Origin of the sequence: Mesorhizobium sp. M7A.F.Ca.MR.245.00.0.0, assembly GCF_003997415.1 — a bacterium.
In the GTDB taxonomy this organism is placed as follows: domain Bacteria; phylum Pseudomonadota; class Alphaproteobacteria; order Rhizobiales; family Rhizobiaceae; genus Mesorhizobium.
This window is the reverse complement of sequence record NZ_RZTE01000030.1, coordinates 66,903-70,146: the sequence shown is the minus strand read 5'-3', so window position 1 is coordinate 70,146 and position 3,244 is coordinate 66,903. Positions and strand designations below refer to the sequence as shown.

Below are 3,244 nucleotides of genomic sequence, written 5' to 3'. Positions count from 1 at the left end.
TTTCGGCCGACCCAAGGATGGCCCCTCGCCCGAATTCTCGCTGGAACCGATCGCCGATTTCGCCGGCGCTGAGGAAGACCGGCACCCGCGCCACCGGCGCGGTCGGCTCGAACGAGAGGCCGAGGCCTATGATCTTGCCCTTGTCGTCGACGTCGCGGACGATCAGTTCTATCGGGCCGAGCAGGACGCGGTCGGCATATTCGGCATGGCCGCCGAGCCGCGCCGTGACCAGCGCGCCAACGGTGAGCTTTTGCTCCGCTTCGGTCAGGCCTGGCGTATAGGCCGCTTCCAGTTCAGCGGCGGAGCGCGCGGGGTCGACGGCGAAGGCACCGAAGAAATCGGCATCCTCGGGATCGACCACTGCACGGCTCGCGAACAGCTTGTCGAGCAGGCGCGGATAGCGGTCCGGCACGAAAATGTAGACCTGGTCGCCGGCGGCGAGCCGGCCCATGTCCTGGAAGCGCATCGAGCGGCCGTCGCGCAACACCAGCGAGGGTCGCGCCCAGCGTGGGATGCGCTCGCCGCGCGCCACCGGGCTGCCGTGTGCAACGCGATAGGCAAGAAGCTCGTGATGGGCCGAGCCCGGAAGTTCCAGCTCGACCTTGTCCAGCGGTCCGAGCCGTGCCGGCACGATCAGACCGAGGCGGCGCGCCAGCGGTCCGACTGTCCAGCCCTGGATGACCAGCGACACGAGTACGATGATGAAGGCGGTGTTGAAGATGACACGGCCGTTTTCCAGCCCGCCCAGCAGCGGGGTGATGGCGAGCAGGATCGACACCGCGCCGCGCAGGCCGACCCAGGAGACGAAGGCGACCTCGGGGCGCGGCAGACGGAACGGGATCAGGCAGAGCCAGACCGCGATCGGACGGGCGATGAACATCAGGAACAGGCCGAGCAGCACCGCCGGCACCATGATCGCCGGGAACTGCGACGGCGTCGCGAACAGGCCGAGGATGAGGAACATGATGATCTGTGCCAGCCATGACATGCCGTCCTGGAAGCGCTTGAGGATGGTGACGGCGCGGATATCGGAATTGCCCGAGATGAGGCCGGCGCTATAGACCGCCAGGAAGCCCGAGCCGCCAATGGCGCCGGCGGCTGCAAACACCATCAGCGACAAGGTCAGCACGAAGATCGGCAGCAGGCCGTGGTCGAGATTGAGCCGGTCGACGAGGCGCACGATGGCGAGGCCGCCGAGCACGCCGACGACAGCGCCAAGGCCCATGTTGAGGAGGAAGCCGAGGAACAGGCTGGTGACCAGGACATTGGTTTCGGGGTTGGCGTGGGCGGCGATGATCTCTACTAGCGTGATGGTCAGGAAGATGGCGATCGGGTCGTTGGTGCCGGATTCCACCTCGAGCGTCGAGCGCACGCGTTCGCGCAGGTTGATCTCGCCGGCGCGCAGCAGGAAGAACACGGCCGCCGCATCGGTGGAGGCGACGGCAGCCCCGAGCAGGAAGGATTCCAGCCAGGTGAGATCGAGCAGATAATGGGCGGCGACGCCGAACAGGCCGGTGGTGACAAGCACGCCGAAGGTCGCCAGCGACAAAGCCGGGCCCGCAGCCTGCCGCAAGGCATTGAGCGGCGTGCCGAAACCGGAATCGAACAGGATGACGGCCAGCGCCAGTGAGCCGGCAAAATAAGCGATGCGGGCGTTGTCGAACTGGATGCCGAGTCCGTCGGTGCCGGTGGCGAGGCCAATGCAGAGAAACAGGAGCAGAAGAGGGGCGCCGAAGCGGAAGGCGATCAGGCTCGAAAACGCGGCGGCGACGACAAGCGCTGTGCCGACCAGCGTGACGAGATAGATCGCATGCTCCATCCTGAAATCAGCCCCTCAATTCGTCTGTCTCCTGCTTTGCGAGAGAGTGGGGCGAAGACGTGACCAGTGCAAGGCGGCAGGGTGGCTTTTTGGCCTATGCCGCTGATTTTTGGATGTTTTGGCGTCCAGGACACAATTTGGAAAGGCGCAAGCTGCGCTCATGAAAAACGCCCGGGCAAAGCCGGGCGTTCCAAGTCTCGAAAAGAGAGCTTGTGATCAGGCGATGGTCTTGCCGAAGGCGACCGATGTGTCGCCCATGCGGTTGGAGAAACCCCATTCATTGTCGTACCAGGACAGCACCGACACGAAGTTGCCGTCCATCACCTTGGTCTGGTCGAGCGCCATGATCGAGGAGCGCGGATCGTGGTTGAAGTCGATCGACACGTTCGGATGATGGGTGACGCCGAGAATGCCCTTCAGCTTGCCGTTGGAAGCGGCGATCACCGCGTCGTTGATCTCCTGCACCGTGGTCGACCGCTTGGCGATGAACTTGAAGTCGACGACCGAGACGTTCGGGGTCGGCACGCGGATCGAGATGCCGTCGAGCTTGCCCTTGAGGTCGGGCAGCACCAGCCCGATCGCCTTGGCGGCACCCGTCGAGGTCGGGATCTGCGACAGGGCAGCGGCGCGGGCGCGGTAGAGATCCTTGTGCATGGTGTCCAGCGTCGGCTGGTCGCCGGTGTAGGAATGGATCGTCGTCATCATGCCTTTTTCGATGCCGACCGTCTCATGCAGCACGGCTGCCAGCGGCGCCAGGCAGTTGGTGGTGCAGGAGGCATTCGAGATGACGATATGATCCTTGGTCAACTGGTCGTGGTTGATGCCGTAGACGACGGTGAGGTCGGCGCCTTCGGCAGGGGCCGAAACGATGACGCGCTTGGCGCCGGCGGTCAGGTGTGCCGCTGCCTTGTCACGGGCGGTGAAGATGCCGGTGCATTCGAGCGCGATGTCGATGCCGAGTTCCTTCCACGGTAGCTGCGTCGGATCCTTGATCGCGGTGACCTTGAACGTTTCCTTGCCGACGGTGATCTGATCGCCGGAAACCGAAACTTCATGCGGGAAGCGGCCGTGCACGCTGTCGTAGCGCAACAGATGCGCATTGGTCTCGACCGGGCCGAGGTCGTTGACGGCGACGACGTCGATGTCCTTGCGGCCGGATTCATGGATGGCGCGCAGGATGTTGCGGCCGATGCGGCCAAATCCGTTGATGGCAACTCTGACGGTCATAATTCTCTCCCTGGGAGTTGGAGGGCGGATGAGGGGTCCGCAGTTTCATAGCGGTGGAATCAGAAAGAATCCAGCCGCAGTGGCGTGGATTTAAATCGATTAAGTTGGGCCAGCCCGGCGAGTCCGCCTTTCGCGATTTCGCCGAACCTTGAACCTACTTGGTATGCAGGCGGGCTTCCGCCGCCTTGGCCGCGGCTT

General features: G+C 64.0%; 2 protein-coding genes. Both read right to left on the bottom strand.

The window, feature by feature from the left end:
• Positions 1-1,819, bottom strand: a 1,819-nt coding sequence (locus EOB80_RS25035) for a potassium/proton antiporter (RefSeq protein ID WP_127330413.1), incomplete at its 3' end; no start/stop codon positions are given.
• Positions 1,820-2,035: 216 nt separating this feature from the next.
• Entirely contained in the window at positions 2,036-3,046 is a 1,011-nt protein-coding gene (gene gap / locus EOB80_RS25030; protein WP_023810967.1) for a type I glyceraldehyde-3-phosphate dehydrogenase, read from the bottom strand.
• Positions 3,047-3,244 lie beyond the last annotated feature (198 nt).

What these genes read in the sequence shown, in the direction of transcription:
- gap (WP_023810967.1), bottom strand. Translation starts at nt 3,046, where the DNA reads ATGACCGTCAGAGTTGCCATCAACGGATTTGGCCGCATCGGCCGCAAC.